The organism is Peptoniphilus duerdenii ATCC BAA-1640 (assembly GCF_000146345.1).
GTDB lineage: Bacteria > Bacillota > Clostridia > Tissierellales > Peptoniphilaceae > Peptoniphilus_B > Peptoniphilus_B duerdenii.
In genome coordinates, this window is the sequence record NZ_GL397071.1 from 1,833,867 (window position 1) to 1,854,335 (window position 20,469).

The window sequence follows — 20,469 nt, forward strand, 5'->3', positions numbered from 1 at the left end:
TTACCTGCCTTCGAGTAGATTTATAGTGTCTTGGTAGGTCCTATGATCCGTCATATTAAATCTTCCTAGTCCAAGTCCTGATTGACGAAGACCTTTTAGAAGATAATTTTGATGTTCTTCCGTTAAAAATGTAAATCTATAATCATTTTCTGAAAGTATAACCGCAGTTATGTCAGAATAGTATCCACCAGGATATGCAAATGCCTTAGTCTTAGAAAAAATACTTTTTAAAGAATCTTCTTCTAGAGATACATCTCTTCTAAAAGCATCCACGAAACTAAAATCATCTTCTCCTTCTAGTGGAATTGCAAAATTTCTAACCGGTTTTTCTTTTTCCAGTGCCGTTGATTGATGCATGTCGAAGCTGTGAGATCCAAACTCAAGCACATCCATCGTATCTTTAGCTTCCTCAATAGAAAAATGTGGAATAATAGGATGATTCGTCTCTTTGTAGGTGTCTTTTCCTATTGAGCTTCCAATGGGAAATACTACCGCATTAAATCCATTTTCTTTTAGAATATTATATGCAAATTCCGTATTTGATCTATAACCATCATCCATGGTTATGAGTACAGATTTTTCCGGAAGATTCTTGCCTTCTCTAATAAAATTATCTAAATCTTTTAAAGTTACAGTGCTGTATCCTGCATCTTTTATCGCCTTCATCTGAGTTTTAAAATTTTCGTAAGAAATTGTATCTCCACCATCTCCCACTTCTGCAAAATGATGGTACATAAATACAGGCAGCCTCTTCTCTGAATCTTTATCCATTTGAAGATCACTGTTGTACCTCTTCATAACATCTTTATAGGTTGCATTTGCCCCTACATGTATTCCGAAATCTTTAGGTACATAGTAGTCATTTACGTAATTTTTTTCATCACCATAGATATATGAAAGCATCATCCTTCCTACATCGTTTCTAAAGTGTGTTCTATCGTAGAAGTATCTCGCATCGTAGGATACGCTAGTCTTACAGAAATCGTAGTAATCTGTTACTTCTGAGAGTCTTTTGTAAAATTCTTCTACTTCTGCCTTGTCATAGAATTTAAAATCTTCGTGGTACATTGGAACTACTACGACTTTTAAAGCTATATTTTTTTCTTTACAAATGTCTACAATCTCTTCCATGGAATTAATAAATTCATCAATATATCCAAGGTTTGGATGATCACCAAAATCGTAGTTGAACTGATGGTAGATCTCTCTATTTTTATATTCTTCAAGATTTGAAATAGGTTCTATGTCCCTAATAGACTTGTCGTAAGAACCATCTAGTACATTGAAAACTGTATAGGATTGTTGCAAGAATTTATGCTCTCTAGATGATTTTAATTTGTCTAAACCATAGTTTGGGTTTGCCAATAGATATTTTGCATAGAACTTAACTGGATTTGTACCATCAAGCTCGTAGTGCATAGCATTATTCATGGTATCATTTCCAACATTGTAGTAACATGCAGATGTAAGACCAATCGGCATAATTATATTCTCTACATCATAGTGTTTTACAAGCCACTTAACAGTATTTACTGAGTCGAGCATATCTGCTCCATAGTAAAAAGTATTGTAGAAATCTTTTCCAGTGTATTTTTTTAGATCTTCACTTGGAAAAGAGCTCGCTCCAGATGCTCCTACAATAAAGCTGTCATATTTTAAATTTTTATTTTTCTTTAGATATTCGACTTTTGCGATTCTTGGATTTTGAGTCATATCGTAGGAAAACCAATCGAAATACTTGTCTTTAAATAATCCAAATGGAGAAGTATAATAGTTTAGTCCTGCGATTGCCACGAGCAAAATAAGTACAATCAAAACAAAAGTCTTTACAAATTTTTTTGAATTCATCATTCACCTAGTACTGTCTATATATAAATTCCGTGCTCACATATGAGTTTTGATAGAATACTCCAATAAATAAAAATAATACTATCACAATTATAAAAATATAATTTATAAGTTTAGATTTTCTTTCTAAGTAGGATTTAAGATCAAATCCAATTTCAGCAAGATAATCACAGATTAAAAGTAAAGTAACTCCCAAGATTATCCTTAAATAGTCATACTTAGTAAGACTAAATGATCTAAATACTTCTAAATTAATTCCATCTAAATTGAAGTTAGAAAAACTATACTTAATCATCCTAAGAGCAACTAAAAATCCAGATGCCCTTGTGAAAAATCTGCCTATACAAACTAGAATATTTGTCCTTAAAATCATAAATATCCTGTATAATTTGCCATCTTTTATACCGAGTTTCGCCTTAGTATTTATAAAAAACTCTTCTAAAATCAAACTTATGGTTATTATAGTTCCATTCCAAATACCAAAGGCAATGTACTTAAATCCTGCTCCATGCCAAATTCCAACTATAAAGTAGATTAAAAATGTGGAAACACTTAGAGACAAGAATTTTCCATACTTAGCTCCCAGATGTTTTCTTCCAAATTTATTTAATTTAAACATCGGCTTTGAAAAATTGACAGGATAAAATACATAATCTTTGAGCCAAGTTCCAAGGGTGATGTGCCACCTTCTCCAAAAGTCTGCAATGGACGTTGCAAAGAATGGTTGCTTAAAGTTAAGGGATAGTTCAACTCCAAATAATTTTGACACACCTCTAACTATATCGATTCCCCCAGAAAAATCTGTGTAAATCTGTATCCCATAAAAAAGTACAGATAAAAATACAAATGCTCCAGAATATCCTGTGTACTCAGAAAATACTGCATTAACGATTACAGAAATTCTATTTGAAATCTCTACCTTTTTAAATAAACCAAAGGCAATTAAAAGTATTCCGTCCCTTAGATTGTCATAGTCTAGCTTTGGAGTTTTAAATAAATCATCCTTCAGTAAATTCCATCTACCTATTGGACCTTGTACGATTTGCGGAAAATAGCTTACAAAAAGTGCAAATTTAAATGGATTTTTCTCCGCCTCAAATTTATTCCTATAAACATCTATTAAATATCCAGTAGCCTGAAAAATAAAAAAAGATATACCTAGCGGCTGAAGTATATTTAATAGTTTTGTATTTATTTCTTCTCTATATAGAAAATTAAGAGCTCCAAATTTATTTGAAATAAGTCCGATAATGGAATAGAAGTATGCACTGTATTTAAATACTGAAAGCATCAGAAAGTTTAAAATAAGCGCAAAAACGAGTACTCTCTTCTTTTTCTTTTCGAGTAATTCTTTTTTATTTTTTCTTATATCTCTATCTAAATTCGATAGATCTTTTATGTTCCTATTTGTCCTATCTATTAAGATTCCGCTTATGTAGACGGAGCTGGTTGTGATTATAAGATATACAATATTTATAGGTTCGTTTAAAAAATAAAATGCATAGGAAGCTACTAATAGTAACACCCATGCACACTTTCTAAATATTGTATAGTATAGACATACCAATAGTGTAACAAATACAAAGAACTGTGGTGAAACTATAGACATTAGTATTCTAATTTTTCCTTTATAAGTTCGCAGATTGAATCAACAGTTTCGAAGTTTTCTTCACTTACATCTTCTACTCCGATTTCAACGCCAAATTCTTCGTTAATTTCAAGCACCAAGTTTACAATGTCAAATGAATCCAAAATTCCATCATCAAGTAGTTTTACATCGTCACTATATTCAAAATCTGGAACTAGATCCATTAATATTTCAATAACTTTATCTTTCATATCTATCTCCTATAAATAATTGATTTTATATTTTTTTCTACAAATCCTAATGATTTATAAAAAGAAATCGCCTCTTCATTGTCTTCGTTTACAAAGAGTTCAATTCTATTATATCCTATTTTTATAGCATAACTACATAGTTTTTCAATAAGTTTCTTTCCAATTCCCTGTCTTCTATATTTTTTTAAAACAGAAATGTGATTTATGATTAATGATCTCTTAGAACCTACTTTAAATTCTATAAATCCTTTTAAATTATTTTCTTCTACTATTCCTAGAATTTCCTCGTTTTTTATGGAAATTATGAGCTCATCAGCAGTCGGAACGCAGCCATAGTACCTATCAAAACTTGAAACTATTTCATCATGCACTTCATTTAAATAACTTTCATCTAATAATTTTACCTCTTCTGAAAAACTATCTTCAAATTTTAGTTCCATTTGAGTTCTCTTTAAAGCTTCTTTAAATCCTAGAGCATTTAAAGTTCCAACGCCTTCTTCATCAAATCTTTTAAATGTATATTCCAAAACTAAATCTTCATTTAAATTTAACTCTATAGAATTATCTCTTAATAAAAATCCGTCGGCAATATAGAATCCATCTCTCTTAAGTAAAATCAAATAGTTTTCTCTATCTTCTAATAAGTATAGACTATCTAAATTTTTCTCGTAATCAGTCTTATTCTTCATTGAAGTGATGAAATATTTTAAATCGAACCTTTTATTTAAGATTTCATCTAACTCGTCAATTGCCTTTATTTTTTTCATAAATAGTTCTAAGCTCATTTCTATCTATCTTTCCATTTCTATTCTTAGGAAGTCTCTCTAAATGTACTATTTCATTTGGAAACATATACTTAGGTATTCTGTCCCTTAAAAACACAATTATATTTCTTCTTTTTATCTCTTCTCCAGAATAGAAAAACACAATCTTTTCATCATCAAAGTCGTAGATACAAGCACCTTCTTCAATTTCCTCCATAGAAGATAAAGAAGCTTCTATCTCTCCAAGTTCGATTCTACTACCCATATGTTTAATTTGGTCATCGCTTCTAGAAAGAAATACGAACTCTCCTCTTTCGTTATACTTTGCAATATCTCCAGTTCTGTAGACTATATCCCTAAAGAAATCCTGTCTTGGGTCTTGGATAAAAGCAGATTTAGTTCTATCTTCGTCCCGATAATATCCACAGGAAATCTTCGAACCTCTTACGACGATCTCGCCCTTTTCACTGCTTTCCTTTAAATCTTCATCCACCAAGAAAATTTCCATATTTGGAATTGACTTTCCAATAGGGATTATTTCATCGTCACTGAGTTTTCTGTCGACAACATAGTAGGCGCAGTCCACCGTGGTTTCAGATGGTCCATAGAGATTTACAAATTTTGCATCCACCTTGTCCATTAGATAATTTAATTTAGAAGTTTGGAAACTTTCACCTGCAAATGAAATTTTATTTACATATTTTAGATTATCTTTCTCCAAAACTTTTGAATTTACCAGAATATTTAGAGCGCTTACTGCCCAGAGAAGCACATTTACCCTATTTCCGTTTAAAAATTCAACCAAATTTATAGGAAGTGCAAAGTATTTTTGCGGAATTACTACGAGTTTTACTCCGCAAGCTCCGAATAGAAATACATCCTTCATCGCCCCATCGAAATAAAAAGGACTTTGACATCCGAGGACGTCTTTTTCATCTATTTCAAATGTCTCCTTCAAGAATTTAACAAGTTCAAGAGTTTGGCTGTGATTTATTAACACTCCTTTAGGCTCGCCAGTGCTTCCAGAAGTCCATATGAGGTAACAAGGGTCTATGTCTATATGACTCTCTCTAATCCTCTTTAATATTTCATCATCCGCGCTGAAACTCCCTCTAGTGTCTATGGTTTCAAAATCAGAAAATACACCATCTTCATTGACAGATAGATAAGCCACAGGTTTTGCTCTTTCAGTCATCATCTCAAGTCTCTTCTTTGGAGTTTTTGAATCCACAGGCATGAAAAAATTGCCAGAATACATAGCCGCATAAAATCCCACCAAAGAATATATGCTTCTATCAGATTCTACTGCCACGGCTCTATTTTTAAATCCAAGTCTTGCGATTTTCGTTCCAAGTTCTCTTGCTCTCTTTACAAACTCCCCTATGGTCATACTCTCATTTTCATCCACAAGGACTACTTTATCAGGATTTTTATTTCTATTTTCTTCAAGTAAATCTAATATCATTTCAATCTCTCTAACGCTTTTAATACATTTTTTCTAAGGCTTTCTAAGCCATCATTGTTTTCTACTACATAATCCGCGAGTTTTCTCTTTTTTTCTATGGAAATTTGAGAATCAATAATCCTTTGTGCTTCTGTCTTACTTATATTGTCCCTTTCCATAAGTCTTTTTAGTTGTATGCTAGGTTTGGAATATACAACCCATACTTCGTCATAATTTAATCCGTAAATTTTCGCTTCATCTAAAGTTTCAAAAAGAAGTGGCACATCTAAAAAATTAATTTCGCCATCCTTAATTCTTGAAAGTATGGTTTCATAAATCGTTCTATGCATAATAGTGTTTAAAATCTTAAGTTTTTCTTCATCTTTAAATACTATATTCCTTACATAGCTGCGATTTAACTTGCCACCTAGAGTCGCATCGTCTCCGAAAAATTTTCTAATTTCGCCTAGGATATCTTCTCTTTCTGCAACTTCCCTTGCAACTAAATCTGAATCTATAACACTATATCCCAAATCTCTTAAAATATTTGAGACTTGGGATTTCCCTGTTGCTATGGAACCAGTTATGCCGATTATTTTACATGGTTTCATACATACTCTTACCAGTATCTAGTGATACTTTTAATGGAACATTTAATTTAACCGCATTTTCCATTATATCCTTCATCAATTCTTCTACCACTTCAAGCTCGTCATTAACTGCATCTACCACAAGTTCGTCATGGATGGTAAGAATTAGTTTAGATTTCAAATTTCTCTTCTTAATTTCACCATACACTTTAACCATTGCAATCTTAATAATATCTGCAGCAGAACCTTGTATAGGAGTGTTAAGAGCAATTCTTTCTCCAAAGGATCTGATGTTGAAATTCTTTGCAGAAAGTTCTGGGATATATCTTCTTCTGTTGAAAATCGTCTTTACATATCCTTGCTTCTTACCAGTTTCAATTTCATAATCCATATATTCTTTAACTTTTTTAAAATTATCAAAGTATCCGTCGATATATTCTTTTGCAAGTTCTCTTGTAATTCCAAGTTGTCTTGAAAGTCCAAAGTCAGAAATTCCATATACAATTCCGAAGTTAACTGCCTTTGCTCTAGATCTTAAAAGGTCTGTAACATCTTCCTTATCCACGTGGAAAACTTCTGATGCAGTCTTGGTGTGGATATCCATTCCATGTTCAAATGCTTCCATCATCCTTGGGTCTTTTGAAAGACTCGCAAGAACCCTAAGTTCAATTTGACTGTAGTCGCAATCCACCAATGTTGAATCTTCACTTGCTAAGAATGCTCCCCTTATGAGTCTTCCCTCTTCAGATCTAATAGGAATATTTTGTAAATTTGGCTCAGTTGAACTGATCCTTCCAGTAGAAGTTCCAGTTTGATTAAATCTCGAATGAATTCTGCCAGTCTTTTCATTTATAAGGGCTTTTAACCCATCGATGTAGGTATTTTTAAGTTTTGTAAGCTTTCTATATTCCAAAATATTTTCTATAATAGGACTTTCGTCGACCAATTTTTCTAGTACGTCTTGTGCAGTTGAATATCCGGTCTTCGTCTTCTTTATCACAGTAAGTCTAAGTTTATCAAATAAAATTTCTCCCAGCTGCTTCGTAGAATTTATATTGAACTCTTCTCCAGAAATTTCAAAGATTGAGCTAGTTAGATTTTCAATTCTATCATCTAAGTTTTTACCTATATCATCAAGTACACTAACTTCAGTCTTAATGCCTGTTAGTTCCATATAGGCTAGAACTTCAAGTAGTGGAAGTTCTATTTCTCTATATAGATCAACCATCTCAAGCTCTTCTAGCTTTTCCATTTGGATTTCTTTTAATTTAAAACTTCCATTTAAAATAAATGAAAAATATTTGAATAGTTCATCTTTCTCTAAATCTGAGTAGGATTTCTTCTTTACGCCCTTTCCAAGTAGGGACTGTTCGTCTTTATATGAGCCTAAATCATACTTAGAAATAATATTTTGAAATTCAAAACTTGATGCAGTTGAATCGAGAAGATATTCTACAATCATAGAGTCATAGGTCAAATTCTTCAAATCTATTTTCTTTGAAAGTAATATTATGACATCTTCTTTTGCATCATAACCAATCTTTTCTATCTTTTCATCTTCAAATAAAGCTCTTAGATCTTCTACGATATCTTTGCTATATTCATAGAAAGAAGTCACGACTCCATCTGATAGACCGATGTAGGTTGGATCTACTCCCTCGTAGATCTTGCCATCTGTTATAAATTTAAATCCCATAAGTTTAGATTTTTTAATCTTATCAATCATCGAATTTAAATCTATAACTTCATATTTCGTAAGTTCAGTCACATCTACCTTTTCGATTTCAGGAACTTTTTCTGTGTCAAGCCTAGCTAAAAGTGTTTTGAAATCCAGTTCCGAATATAGTTTATAGAGTTCTTCGTAGTTATATTCCTCTTTCTTAAAATCATCTAGTTTATAATCTAGAGGAACTGTAGTGACAATAGTTCCAAGCTTCTTGCTCATAAATGCTTGTGCTTTGTTCTCGGTCAAGTTTTCGTTTAACTTCTTGCCGCTTACTTCATCTAAATTTTGGTATAAATTTTCTATGTTTTTATATTCTTTTATTAACTTAATTCCCGTCTTTTCTCCAACGCCAGGCACTCCAGGAATATTATCGGAAGAATCGCCCATAAGAGCCTTTAAATCTATAAATTCTTCTGGAGTAAGTCCGTATTCATCGTATAGATATTTTGGAGTCACTTCAAGAAGATCAGTGATTCCTTTTTTAGTTAAAAGCACAGTAGACTTATCGTCAACCAATTGAAAATAATCCTTGTCACCAGTTAAGAGATAACTTTCAAAATCATTCTTCGCTGCAAGTTTTGAAATCGTTCCAGCGATGTCGTCTGCTTCATATACCGGTGAATCTAGAGTCTTTATATTCATAAGTTTTAAAATATCCATGATATATGGCCACTGTTGCATAAGTTCGCTCGGAGTCTTCTTTCTAGTGCCTTTGTAATCCTTGTAAAGTTCATGTCTAAATGTACGACCTTTCTTGTCGAAGCATACAGCAACATGGGTAGGATTTATATTATCTATTGCATTTTCAACCATCATCACAAAACCATATATAGCGTTTGTATACATACCCTTTTTATTTTTTAAAAGTGGAAGTGCATAAAAAGCTCTAAAGAAAAGTGATGATCCGTCTATAATTAGTATTTTATTCATAATACACCTCTAGTATATTATAGCATAGTAGAGTTAATAGAAGAACACAGCCACCTTATTATTGCAATATATAAAAAAAAGTGTTATTATTATAAAGCAAGCCGAAATGGCGGAACTGGCAGACGCGCGAGACTCAAAATCTCGTGGTGGCAACATCGTGTGGGTTCAAGTCCCACTTTCGGCACCAAAATTTTTTGAGCATTGTAATTTCAACATTTGCAGTGCATCAAACTAAAAAAGTTGGCTACCTGTTGGCTACCCAATTCATATTTATTTAAAATATAACCGCATTAGCGGTTTTTTATTTTGCTTTTTTATTATTTTTTTATTATTTATTAATTTATTTTTAAAAATTTTACAGCCTATTTTTTACAATTCCATTAAAATAATTCCACAATTTCAAATTATCAATTGCAATTCGAATTTCAATAAATTTATTTTGTCTGTCAAAGGTTTTTGAACGGTTGGTGAAAATCCGGTGAAAACGCTAAAAATGCACAAAATATTTATAAAATTTTTTGAAGTTTTTTGTATTTTGTGATTGGAGTCACAGAATTAACAATCAATATCATTTATACTTAGTTTGAAGTTAAGAAATAAGACTTAAAAAGTCAGCAATAAATAAAATTATGGAGGTACACAAATGAGATTTTTTTCTAAAAACAATTCAAACGATATTAAAAACGAAAGAAGCTTAGACAGAGTTAACAGATCATATTTCTTTAGCACAAAGGAATTCTCTTACAACGCTTCATTAAATACAGAATACAAAAACACACTTGCAGATTCAATCTGGAGTGTTAACAGAAGAAATATTTAATTACCTTAATAAACTAATTTTGTCCATTAAAAAGATCTTGCTTAGCGCAGGATCTTTTTTATTTACAATTTTACTTACATAAAAAAAAAGAGGTCTTCACCTCTTTAATTCTTATATTATATTTAATTCTGTTCGTTTTTTAAAATTTGTTTAATCTTTGTGTGGATTAAATCTATTGCTACCGTGTTATAACCGCCTTCCAGGATTATTATATCCGCATACCTTTTTGATGGCTCAACGAATTGTATATGAGCTGGTCTTACTGTGCTCATATATTGTAGTATTACCGAGTCAAGACTCCTTCCCCTATCCTTCATATCCCTTAGAATTCTTCTTATTATTCTAACATCTGCATCTGTATCCACAAATACTTTGATATCTAGTAGATCTCTTATTTCTTTTTCAGCTAGGATTAGTATTCCTTCTAGGATTATTACATCCTTTGGTTCAACTCTTTTAGTCTCTTCTGTTCTATTGTGAATTGAAAAATCATAGACAGGTTTTTCTATTGCTTTTCCTGCTATCAAATCTTTTAACTGTGATACCAATAGTTCGTTATCAAAAGCAAATGGATGATCGTAGTTGGTCTTTACTCTCTCTTCAAATGGTAGGTTGGATTGGTCCTTGTAGTAAGAGTCCTGTTCTATTATAGTTACATCTTTTTCATCTATAAGTTTAATAAGTTCTTTGGTTATGGTACTCTTACCAGACCCAGTTCCTCCTGCAATTCCAATTATAACTGGTTTTTTCATGACTGAGATTTTCTCCTTATCATATATTTTTCTTCTACAGGTTCTATCGTTTTAAATTTATATATTTGTAGAGCCTTGTTGGCAACGTCTATGACATTGTCATCTTCGTCATACATTTCTTCTATTGTTTGAGTAAAATGTTTCCTTCCAGGTCCGAAAATTTCTACTTCTTCTCCAGGAAATATTCTATTTTTTTGTACTACCGTTGCGATTTTAGTATCTTCATCGTAATCAGTTACCACACCCACATAGTCATATCCGCGAATATATGAATTATCTGTGTAGACTTGTGAATCTTCCTTAGCCTTTCCGTAGAAAAATCCTGTAGTCCAATCTCTGTGGCTGACCTTTTTTAATTCTTCTTCATAGTATGGGTCAAATTTATAATTTTTCGGATCGCTATAATATTCATCTATCGCCATTCTATAAGATCTTATGGTTGTTGCTAAATAGTAATCGCTCTTTACTCTTCCTTCTATCTTGAGGGATGCAATTCCCGCTTCGATAAGTTCGTCCAAGTGGGCTATCATGTTAAGATCCTTGGAGTTCATGATAAATGTACCTTCATCATGTTCTTCTATTGGGAAATATTCTCCTGGTCTCTTCTCTTCAACAAGATAGTATTTGTACCTACAAGGTTGAGCGCAGTCTCCCATATTAGCATCTCTTCCTGTCATATAGTTTGAAAGTAGACATCTTCCGGAATAGGACATACACATTGCTCCATGGCAAAATGTTTCGATTTCTATCCCTTCAGTGTTCTTTACAATCTCTCTTATCTCTTCTAGAGAAAGTTCTCTTGCAAGGACTACTCTTTTAGCGCCTTGTGCCTTCCAGAAATTAACAGTCTGACTATTTGTCACAGATCCTTGAGTAGATATGTGTATATCTAGCTTAGGTGCAGCAGACTTAACTAGAGAAAACATCCCTGGATCGGAAATTATAACCGCATCCACTCCAGCATCTTCTAGTTCCTTCGCATACTCTTCAATGCCTATTATATCATTATTGTGAGGTACAATATTTAGAGTTACATGGACATGAGCGCCCCTTTCGTGGGCGTATTCCACTCCCTCTCTTATCTCTTCTATAGAGAAATTCTTAGATGCCTTCCTAAGTCCAAAGGAGCTCCCTCCTAGGTAAACCGCATCGGCACCATAATCTATTGCGGTTTTTAATTTATTTAAATCCCCTGCTGGGGCTAAAAGTTCAATCTTCTTCAAATTTCCTCCTTATTAGTAGAGCTCCATCTCCAATAGGAACAATACTAGAGTAAAACCTTTCATCATCTTTTATATCTTTCAAAAATTTTCTAAGTCTTTTAACTATGGTTATCTTTCTTCTCTTTACCAAATCCTGATTTGCAATCATTCCTCTGAAAAGTACATTGTCACAGACGATTATTCCATCTCTATTTAAAAGTTTTATCGCTTCATCAAAATACTTTTCATACTGTCCTTTAGCAGCATCTATGAAAATAAAATCGTATCTTTCTTTGCACTCTAAGAGATACTCATAGGCATCAGAATGGACAATATCTATTTTATTTTCTAGTCCAGATTTCTTTATATTTTCACTTGCGATTTTTACCATATCCTCGTTTATTTCAACTGTTACTAGATTTTCTACAAAGTCACTCATAGAAAAAGATATGGCTGAATAACCAATAGCAGTTCCAAGTTCCAAAATTTTCTTAGGTTTTGTAGTATTTATAAGAAAATTATAAAACTCTTCGCACTCTTCTTCAATTATTGGAACATGGTTTTTATCTGCGTAATCTCTAAGCTCAGCTAAAAGATCTGATTTAGTTTTATAAAGACTTCTTAGATAGTCTTCTATATATTCGTAGCTAACTTTGCTCATAAATTTAGGGACAAAAATGTCCCTCCTCAAATTTCCATTATAATAGGTAAGATCATCGGATTTCTCTTGGTTCTATGATACAAGAATCCTCTTAAATCTTCCCTTATATTTGTCTTAAGTGTTGACCAGTCTGAAATAGATTTTCTGTCGCATTTGTCTAGAGTCTTCTTAACCATATCTCTAGCTTCGTCCATTAAATCTACAGACTCTCTCACATACACAAATCCTCTAGATATAATATCTGGACCACTTACAACTTTTCCTTCTTGTTTAGAAATAGTAATTACTACTACTATAAGTCCATCTTCTGAAAGATGTTTTCTATCACGTAGAACGATATTTCCAACATCGCCGATTCCAAGTCCATCTACCAATGTATTTCCAGAAGGTACACTTCCAGTAATAGCAGCAGATTTCTTGTTAAATTCAAGTACATCTCCATTTTCAAGGATAAATATATCCGAAGGATCAGTACCCATTTGCGTTGCAAGTTCAGCGTGTTTTAAAAGATGTCTAACTTCACCGTGAGCTGGCACAAAGTACTTAGGCTTAATAAGTGAAAGCATCATCTTTAACTCCTCTTGACAAGCGTGACCACTTACGTGAATTTCAGAAAGTGCTTCATAGATAACCTTAGATCCAGTTTCCATTAGCTTATTAATTACCTTAGCAACAGAATTTTCATTACCTGGAATAGGTGTTGCAGATAAGATGATAACATCTTCTGCAGTTGCTTGAATCTTTCTATGTTCACCAAAGGCAATTCTCGTTAGAGCACTCATAGGTTCTCCTTGAGATCCCGTTGTGATAACCACTGTCTCCTCTGGCTTATATTTCTTCATTTGGTTAATATCTATAATTGTGTTTTTCTTTACATCTACATATCCAAGTCTTCTTGCAGTGTCCATCATAGTTTCCATAGATCTTCCAGAAAGTACAACTTTTCTACCAAATTTTTCGGCAGAGTTTATAATCTGTTGAACCCTGTGGACATTGGATGCAAATGTAGCTATGATGATTCTGTTATTCATACAGCTTTGGAAAATTCTGTTAAATGTCTCTCCAACATTAGATTCACTCATGGTGTATCCCTTACGAAGGACGTTTGTAGATTCTCCAACCATAGCAAGCACACCTTCTTTTCCTATTTCACCAAGACGAGTAAGGTCAATTGGTTCTCCAGAAATAGGTGTGAAGTCAACTTTGAAGTCTCCAGTTACAAATACATTCCCTATTGGACTCTTTATATAAATGGATGATGAATCAGGAATAGAGTGGTTAACCCTTACCCATTCAACTTCAAATTTGCCAAGTTTGATTCTATCCCCTTGGTTTACAACCTTTAAGCAAGATAGTGGTATTCTGTGTTCTTTTAATTTGTTTTCTAATAAACCCATGGTAAGAGGTGTTCCATAGATTGGAATATCAAGCTCTTTCAATAGGTATGGAACAGCTCCTATGTGGTCTTCGTGACCATGAGTTAAAACTAGTCCCTTTATTTTATTTTTGTTGTTTATTAAATATGTGAAATCTGGAATTACTATATCTATTCCAAGCATTTCATCTTCTGGAAAGGTAAGCCCGCAGTCAACGATAATAATTGAATCTCTGTATTCGACTACAGTCATATTCTTTCCTATTTCATGCAGACCTCCTAATGGTATTATTTTTAATTTGTTGTTATTTTGCATTGATTTTATTCTCCTGTAATTTTTCATAGCAATCTTTGCAATAACCCGTGAATTTCAATTGATGGTCTACTATTTTAAATCTTTCGTTTTTTTCTACTTCATTTTCAAGTTCATCAAGAAGGTCAATCTTAACCTCTTGAACCTTGCCACATTTTAGGCAGATTAAATGGTGGTGAGTATGCTCTTTGTCATTTAATTTAATCTCATACCTGGTAACATTGTCGCCGAAATTAATTTGGTTAATAAGTCCAATTTCATAGAAAAGTTGAACAGTTCTATAAACAGTTGCAATTCCAATGCTACTGTCTATCTTTGAAACATCGTGAAACACCTCTTCGGTCGTTAGATGTTTTTCTTTGTTATGGATAAACGAATTGTAAACGAGTACCCTTTGATTGGTGAACTTATAACCGTTTTCTTTTAATTTTTTCTTTACGTATTCAGTGTTTAAATCCATTTTCATTTCCCTTCTCCGTTAGTTCTTCGTAAGCTTCGATAGCTTCTTTTAGCTCAGCATCCCCGATACCTTCTAGATACTCTCCGTCCTTATCCTCTTTGATTCTTAAAATATAGGTGGACTGACCATCCAAAGATTCAAGTACTGCATAAGCCTTATTGTCGATTTCAAATTTACCAACTATTTCGAACTCAACTTCATTTCCATTTTCATCAAAAAATTTTTCAGTCATTATCGTTATTCATCCTATCTATATAAGTCTGCAAAATAATAGATGCAGCTAATTGATCGATATACTTCTTTCTATTTTCTCGTCTGACATTTGACTGAATCAGAGTTCTTTCCGCCTCAATAGAAGTAAACCTCTCGTCTTGAAATATCACTTCAACTCCAAATTTTGGAGTGAGTTTTCTTGCAAATTTCCTTATTCTTTTGCTCATAACCGTATCGCTACCATCCATATTTATAGGCACACCAACCACAACCGTTCCAATATTATAGTCATTTAAAATACCTTCGATCTCTTCATAGGCTTTGTCGTTGGATGTTCTCCTTATGGTAACGAGGTTACTTGCAATAGTACATGTTGTGTCGCTAATAGAAACACCGATGTACTTGTCCCCTACATCAAGTCCCAAAAATCTATTCATAATTATAAAATATAGATGTGAAGATCACATCTATTTCAAATAGCTATTTAGAAGTTCTTCAAGAAGTTCGTCTCTTTCAACCTCTTGTATGGTAGCCCTAGCATTGTTGTGGCCTGTAATATATGTTGGATCTCCAGAAAGAATATATCCAATGATTTGATCAGTAGGATTATATCCCTTATCTTTAAGAGCATCATATACAGTTTTTAAAATGCTTTTAATTCTTTCAGTTTCTAAATCTTGCTTTTGAAAGACTTGAGTTTCGTGATTCTTATTCATAATCTTCCTCCATAACCCATTATACCACATTTTGAGATAATTTACACAATATTGATAATACTTTCATTTAAAAATTTAAAAAAGATATAAGTTTATTTTAAATTCATCTTATAAAAATATCTTTTTATTATTTTACTCTTTCAAAAGATATTTAAAGAAATTTTATATGTAAAAAAGGGACTATTTCTAGTCCCTTAATTTTTATATTATTCTTCTACTGGATGGTAGTTTGAATGCATACGAACGTAGCTTTCGTATCTATCTTTTGCATCTTGTTCTGCTCTTTCGTAAAGAACTTCTGCTCTTTCAGGGAATTTCTTCTTAAGTGAAGTGTATCTTACTTCTCCGTCTAGGAATTCTCTGTAAGGTCTTGTTGGTTCTTTAGAGTCTAGAGTGAATGGATTCTTACCTTCAGCTTTTAGTAGTGGATTGTATCTATATAGGTGCCAGTAACCAGTTTCTACTGCTTTCTTTTCTTCTTCTATAGATACGCCCATTCCTTTTCTGATTCCGTGGTTGATACATGGTGCGTATGCGATGATTAGTGATGGTCCTTTGTAAGCTTCTGCTTCTCTTATTGCTTTAAGTGCGTGGTTCTTGTCTGCTCCTATTGCAATTTGTGCTACGTAGATATATCCATAAGTTGTAGCCATTAGTCCTAGGTCTTTCTTCTTGATTTCTTTACCTGCTGCTGCGAATTGTGCTACTGCTGCTGTAGGTGTTGATTTAGAAGATTGTCCACCAGTGTTTGAGTAAACTTCTGTATCTACTACCATTACATTTATGTCTTCTCCAGAAGCTAGTACATGGTCAAGTCCACCGTATCCGATGTCGTATGCCCATCCGTCTCCACCGAAGATCCATTGTGATTTCTTAATTAAGAATCTTTCCATTTCTCTTAGGTCTTCAACGATTTCTTCTGCTTCTCCTGTGAATGATTTTTCAAGAACTTTTAAAACTTTAGCTGCTGCAGCTTTTGAAGTTTTGTATTCGTCCATTCCTTCAATCCATTCTTTGAAGACTTCATTTGCTTCTGTATCTACTCCAAGTTCAATGAATTTTTCCATTAGAACTTTTATTCTATCTCTTGATTGTGTTTGAGATACTGCCATACCATATCCGTATTCAGCGTTGTCTTCGAATAGAGAGTTAGCCCATGATGGTCCTCTTCCGCAAGAGTCTGTGCAATATGGCATAGATGGTGCTGATCCACCCCAGATTGAAGTACATCCTGTTGCATTTGCGATGCTCATTCTGTCTCCAAATAGTTGAGTGATTAGCTTGATATATGGTGTTTCTCCACATCCTGCGCATGCTCCAGAGAATTCTAGATGTGGTGCGAAGAATTGTGAGTTTTTAACGTTGTTTGGTTCGAAAACTTCTTGTTTTGAAGTAACTGTTGTTGCGAAGTCCCAGTTAGCTGCTTGTGCTTCCAAATCTTCTTCAAATGGAATCATTACAAGTGCTTTTTCTTTTGCTGGACATACTTGAGCACAGTTACCGCATCCTGTACAGTCTAGTGGAGAGATTTGAATTCTGTATTCGAAATCTGATGCTCCCTTACCGATTCCCTTCTTAGTTTCGAATGTTTCTGGTGCATTCTTCTTTTCTTCTTCGTCTAGTAGGAATGGTCTAATAACTGCGTGTGGACAAACGAATGAACATTGGTTACATTGGATACAGTTTTCAATCTTCCAATGAGGAATGTCTACTGCGATACCACGTTTTTCGAATTTAGAAGTTCCTGCTGGGAATGTACCATCTTCCATTCCAACGAATGCAGATACAGGAAGTAGGTTACCTTCTTGTCTACTCATAGGAATTAGGATGTTGTTGATAAATTCGCCTGCGCCTTCGATTCTGTGTGCGCCTTCAGCTTCTGCAGATTTCCAAGATTCTGGAACATTTACAGCGTGTAGTGCTTCTACACCTTGATCTACTGCTTTGTAGTTCATGTTTACAATTTCGTCGCCCTTAGCGCCGTAATCTTTAACGATAGCTTCTTTTAGAAGTTTTGTAGCTTGTTCCATTGGAAGTACTTCTGAAAGTTTGAAGAATGCTGATTGCATAACCATGTTGGTTCTTCCGCCTAGTCCAATTTCTGCTGCTATCTTAGTTGCGTTTATTGTGTAGAATTTGATGTCGTTTTCTGCAATATATTTCTTAAGTGATCCTGGTAGGTGAGTTTCTAGTTCTTCATCTGACCAAGTTGTGTTCATTAGGAATGTTCCACCACGTTTTAATCCACGAAGTAAGTTGTATTGGTAAACGTAGGATTGTTTTGAACATGAAATGAAGTCCATTTCACTTAATAGGTATGTTGAAGTGATTCTGTTAGTACCGAATCTTAAGTGTGACATAGTAACCCCACCTGACTTCTTAGAGTCATAGTCGAAGTAACCTTGTGCATACATGTCAGTGTTATCACCGATGATCTTGATTGCAGATTTGTTTGCACCAACAGTTCCGTCAGATCCGAATCCCCAGAATTTACATCTGATAGTTCCAGCTGGTTCTGTTGAGATAACTTCGTCGATAGGTAGTGATAGATGAGTTACGTCATCATCGATACCGATTGTGAAGTTGTGTCTTGGTTTTTCTGCGTCAAGGTGTTTGTAAACTGCTAGGATTTGTGATGGGTTGGTGTCTTTTGAACCAAGTCCGTATCTTCCTCCGCAGATTTCTGGTTTGTTTGCTTCGTCGTAGTAAATATCTCTAACGTCTAGGTAAAGTGGTTCTCCAATAGATCCTTTTTCTTTTGTTCTGTCTAGAACTGCAATCTTCTTAACAGTCTTAGGCATTGCATTTAAGAAATGTTCTTTAGAGAATGGTCTGTAAAGATGAACTTTTAGTAGACCAACTTTTTCGCCTTTGTCCATTAGGTAATCTACAACTTCTTCTATACATTCAGTAACTGAACCCATAGCAACGATTACTTTTTCAGCATCTTCTGCGCCGTAGTAGTTAAATAGTCCGTATTTTCTACCGGTTAGTTCTGAAATTTTTTCTAAGTAATTTTCAGTAATTCCAACTACATCGTTGTAGTATTTGTTTGAAGCTTCTACTTCTTGGAAGTAAATATCAGGGTTTTGAGCAGTACCACGAACTTGTGGGCTTGTTGGGTTAAGAGCTCTATCTCTGAATTCTTTGATAGCTTTTTTGTCTACTAATTTCTTAAGATCATCATAGTCAAGTACTTCGATTTTTTGAATTTCGTGAGAAGTTCTAAATCCATCGAAGAAGTGACAGAATGGAACTCTAGATTTGATTGCTGCTAAGTGAGCAACTCCACCTAAATCCATAGCTTCTTGAACTGATCCAGATGCAAGTAGTGCAAATCCTGATGCTCTAGCTGCCATAACGTCTTGGTGGTCACCGAAGATTGATAGTGCGTGTGAAGCAAGAGCTCTTGCTGCTACGTGGAATACTCCTGGTAGAAGTTCCCCTGCGATCTTGTACATATTTGGAAGCATTAGAAGTAGACCTTGTGAAGCAGTGTAAGTAGATGTAAGTGATCCTGCTTGAAGTGCTCCGTGAACAGCTCCTGCTGCTCCACCTTCTGATTGAAGTTCTTTAACTAAAACTTCTTGACCAAATATATTCTTTCTTCCTTGAGCTGCCCATGCATCAATATGTTCAGCCATTGGTGAAGATGGTGTAATCGGATAGATACATGAAACATCAGAAAACGCATAAGCTACGTGAGCTGCTGCTTCGTTTCCATCCATAGTTTTGAAATGTTTAACCATTTAAACCTCCTAAATTTAATACCTGTTACTAGATAATAGTTTTACATAAAACGACCATTGTCATTTCAGATATAACTATTATATAACTAAAATAAATGTTAAACTGTGATATTTATCACATGAATTGATAATCAGCTTATCAATCTCACATTGTTACCTATTATTCTATCACAAAAATTTAACTTTAACAGTATTATTAATTTTTTATGATATATAGGTTCTATTAAAAATATTAATCCTTTATAAATTTACTTAATCTTTTTCTATTAAATTAATTATATTTAAATTTTAATAAAAAAATAGACCCGAAGGTCTAAGTTTATTTTTGTAGTACAGCCTGCACTGCCATTCTATCGTCTATATCTGAACAAGTTGACAGAGTTAGAAGTCTTTCTCCAAATTTTGGAAGTTCTCTTTTTATAATATTCTTCTTTTCTATTCGAGATAATAACTCTTTCCACTCATTCTCATCATAGCTAGGTGATCTATAATTTTCATAGGCATCCGCATCATATACGGCAAAAATTTTGTAGGTAAATCTTCCGTTTAAAGTATCTACGATTATATAAGGATTATCCTCCACATATGAAGGGTCTCTATATTTATTCAAAGAGTTAAAAACATGACCAGATCTGACATTATGTCCATAGAGAATAGTATTTTGATCAGAGAAGTCATTTGAATTTCTCGCATCCATAAATACAGCACCGAAAGGATGATAAGCTCCAGTGTAATCATGGTCAAGGTAGAATGAATTGTCATTCCCTTTAACAATAGGAAAATCTAAATCCAAATTTTTTATATAAATCCTTCCAATGACATCCGGATAAGATTTGTGAAGTGACTCAACAAACTCTCTACCTGCCTTTATCTCTTTATCTAAAGCATCATCAGAATTTTCAGAAATACTATTAGTAATTTCTTCCAACCTTGAAGAATAATCCACCTTTAAATTGTTATAAGACTGGTTATCCATTCGATAATTATAGATTTTGTAACCAGACCAAGCTATGATTATAACAAGGAGGAACTGAATTATACTTATTAACTTTTTATTCAATTTAGCC

At 33.6% G+C, this 20,469-nt stretch carries 18 protein-coding genes and 1 tRNA gene; 2 read left to right on the plus strand and 17 right to left on the minus strand.

Annotated elements, in window-relative coordinates:
- The 7 genes from HMPREF9225_RS08370 to polA form a co-directional block, all read right to left on the minus strand.
- A complete protein-coding gene (locus HMPREF9225_RS08370) occupies positions 1-1,848 on the minus strand; it encodes a polysaccharide deacetylase family protein (RefSeq protein ID WP_040551459.1) in 1,848 nt (615 codons plus the stop codon).
- Between the two features lie 7 nt (positions 1,849-1,855).
- Positions 1,856-3,373 (minus strand): MBOAT family O-acyltransferase, encoded by a 1,518-nt coding sequence (locus tag HMPREF9225_RS08375; RefSeq protein ID WP_211203947.1) that lies wholly within the window; start codon positions 3,371-3,373, stop codon positions 1,856-1,858.
- Between the two features lie 83 nt (positions 3,374-3,456).
- On the minus strand, positions 3,457-3,687 hold the full coding sequence (locus HMPREF9225_RS08380) for an acyl carrier protein (RefSeq protein ID WP_008902509.1): 231 nt from the start codon (positions 3,685-3,687) through the stop codon (positions 3,457-3,459).
- A 2-nt stretch (positions 3,688-3,689) separates the two neighbouring features.
- Complete coding sequence (locus HMPREF9225_RS09870) at positions 3,690-4,454, minus strand: GNAT family N-acetyltransferase (RefSeq protein ID WP_169304157.1); 765 nt, start codon at positions 4,452-4,454, stop codon at positions 3,690-3,692.
- Entirely contained in the window at positions 4,432-5,916 is a 1,485-nt protein-coding gene (locus tag HMPREF9225_RS08390; protein WP_008902511.1) for an AMP-binding protein, read from the minus strand. Before HMPREF9225_RS08390 ends, HMPREF9225_RS09870 begins: the two co-directional genes overlap by 23 nt.
- Positions 5,913-6,506: a dephospho-CoA kinase gene (gene coaE, locus HMPREF9225_RS08395; protein ID WP_008902512.1), complete on the minus strand. Its 594-nt coding sequence runs from the start codon at positions 6,504-6,506 to the stop codon at positions 5,913-5,915. The genes HMPREF9225_RS08390 and coaE overlap by 4 nt, the downstream gene beginning before the upstream one ends.
- Entirely contained in the window at positions 6,493-9,141 is a 2,649-nt protein-coding gene (gene polA, locus HMPREF9225_RS08400) for a DNA polymerase I (RefSeq protein ID WP_008902513.1), read from the minus strand. The genes coaE and polA overlap by 14 nt, the downstream gene beginning before the upstream one ends.
- Before the next feature lie 100 nt (positions 9,142-9,241).
- Between polA and HMPREF9225_RS08405 the strand changes: the two genes are divergently transcribed.
- Together HMPREF9225_RS08405 and HMPREF9225_RS10375 are read left to right on the plus strand one after the other, a co-directional pair.
- Positions 9,242-9,328, plus strand: a tRNA-Leu gene (locus HMPREF9225_RS08405).
- A 456-nt stretch (positions 9,329-9,784) separates the two neighbouring features.
- Positions 9,785-9,961, plus strand: coding sequence for a hypothetical protein (locus tag HMPREF9225_RS10375; RefSeq protein WP_008902514.1), 177 nt, complete (start codon positions 9,785-9,787; stop codon positions 9,959-9,961).
- A gap of 122 nt (positions 9,962-10,083) precedes the next feature.
- On the opposite strand, the gene udk is transcribed toward HMPREF9225_RS10375, so the two are convergent.
- The 10 genes from udk to srtB all read right to left on the minus strand — a co-directional run bounded on the left by udk (position 10,084) and on the right by srtB (position 20,462).
- Positions 10,084-10,713 (minus strand): uridine kinase, encoded by a 630-nt coding sequence (udk, locus tag HMPREF9225_RS08410; RefSeq protein WP_008902515.1) that lies wholly within the window; start codon positions 10,711-10,713, stop codon positions 10,084-10,086.
- On the minus strand, positions 10,710-11,936 hold the full coding sequence (locus tag HMPREF9225_RS08415) for a peptidase U32 family protein (RefSeq protein ID WP_008902516.1): 1,227 nt from the start codon (positions 11,934-11,936) through the stop codon (positions 10,710-10,712). The genes udk and HMPREF9225_RS08415 overlap by 4 nt, the downstream gene beginning before the upstream one ends.
- Entirely contained in the window at positions 11,923-12,576 is a 654-nt protein-coding gene (locus HMPREF9225_RS08420) for an O-methyltransferase (RefSeq protein WP_008902517.1), read from the minus strand. The genes HMPREF9225_RS08415 and HMPREF9225_RS08420 overlap by 14 nt, the downstream gene beginning before the upstream one ends.
- A 26-nt stretch (positions 12,577-12,602) precedes the next feature.
- Positions 12,603-14,267, minus strand: coding sequence for a ribonuclease J (locus HMPREF9225_RS08425; RefSeq protein WP_040551463.1), 1,665 nt, complete (start codon positions 14,265-14,267; stop codon positions 12,603-12,605).
- Positions 14,257-14,724 (minus strand): Fur family transcriptional regulator, encoded by a 468-nt coding sequence (locus HMPREF9225_RS08430; RefSeq protein WP_023059132.1) that lies wholly within the window; start codon positions 14,722-14,724, stop codon positions 14,257-14,259. The genes HMPREF9225_RS08425 and HMPREF9225_RS08430 overlap by 11 nt, the downstream gene beginning before the upstream one ends.
- Positions 14,708-14,956 (minus strand): DUF1292 domain-containing protein, encoded by a 249-nt coding sequence (locus HMPREF9225_RS08435; RefSeq protein ID WP_008902520.1) that lies wholly within the window; start codon positions 14,954-14,956, stop codon positions 14,708-14,710. The genes HMPREF9225_RS08430 and HMPREF9225_RS08435 overlap by 17 nt, the downstream gene beginning before the upstream one ends.
- Positions 14,949-15,374 (minus strand): Holliday junction resolvase RuvX, encoded by a 426-nt coding sequence (ruvX, locus tag HMPREF9225_RS08440; protein WP_008902521.1) that lies wholly within the window; start codon positions 15,372-15,374, stop codon positions 14,949-14,951. Before ruvX ends, HMPREF9225_RS08435 begins: the two co-directional genes overlap by 8 nt.
- A gap of 30 nt (positions 15,375-15,404) precedes the next feature.
- Positions 15,405-15,653 carry an IreB family regulatory phosphoprotein gene (locus tag HMPREF9225_RS08445; protein WP_023058959.1) on the minus strand — a complete coding sequence of 83 codons (249 nt, stop codon included), beginning with the start codon at positions 15,651-15,653 and terminating at the stop codon, positions 15,405-15,407.
- Between the two features lie 206 nt (positions 15,654-15,859).
- Positions 15,860-19,402: a pyruvate:ferredoxin (flavodoxin) oxidoreductase gene (gene nifJ, locus HMPREF9225_RS08450; RefSeq protein WP_008902523.1), complete on the minus strand. Its 3,543-nt coding sequence runs from the start codon at positions 19,400-19,402 to the stop codon at positions 15,860-15,862.
- Positions 19,403-19,721: 319 nt separating this feature from the next.
- Entirely contained in the window at positions 19,722-20,462 is a 741-nt protein-coding gene (gene srtB / locus HMPREF9225_RS08455; protein ID WP_040551464.1) for a class B sortase, read from the minus strand.
- Positions 20,463-20,469: the final 7 nt, after the last annotated feature.